Consider the following 727-nt stretch of genomic DNA (forward strand, 5'->3'; position numbering starts at 1 on the left):
ATATTGTACCCTGTGACCAATGGTCGGATTTCAGCCAATATAAGATGTTGGTGATTCCGCCTTTGTATATAGCTACTGACGCCTTGCAGGAGAAAATTGACCGGTTTGTAAAGGATGGCGGACATGTGGTCATGTTTTTCAAAAGTGCTTTCTGTAATGAAAATTCTATTGTTCGCCCTGTCCTGGCTCCGGGACCTTTGCGCAAAGCCTGCGGATTTTATTATCAGGAGTATGCCAATGTAGGCACAATGTCGCTGAAAGACAATCCCTTTCATCTGAAAGAGCAAGGGGCTATTGGTGAATGGTACGAATTTTTGATACCGGAAACCGCCAAACCTTTGGCTTACGCCGACGACCCATTTTTCGGCAATTGGCCCGTCATCACGGAAAACAATTACGGCAAAGGCAAACTGACCTACATCGGCACCTATCCTTCGCTCGAATTGCTGGAAACCATTGTGCGCAATGTAGCCAAAGAAGCAGGAGTCACCATCCCTAAAAGCGATTTACAGTTTCCGGTAATTGTCCGTTCGGGGAAAAACGATTTTGGAAAAAACATCCGCTATGTATTCAATTATGGGCGAGATGACAAAAAAATCACATACCCTTTCCCTGCCGGTAAATCGTTATTGTCGGGAGCAAATATCAAGCAAAACGAGGAAATCACGCTCAAACCGTGGGATGTAGTGATTGTAGAAGAATAGATTAATTTTGTACCTTTGCACCC

1 protein-coding gene is annotated in these 727 nt (G+C 44.4%); it reads left to right on the forward strand.

Annotated elements, in window-relative coordinates; all coding sequences use genetic code 11:
• Nucleotides 1–704 (forward strand): beta-galactosidase trimerization domain-containing protein (locus tag ASC50_RS02460; protein WP_193391183.1); only part of this gene is annotated, 704 nt, incomplete at its 5' end.
• Nucleotides 705–727 lie beyond the last annotated feature (23 nt).

The organism is Candidatus Symbiothrix dinenymphae (assembly GCF_001431085.1).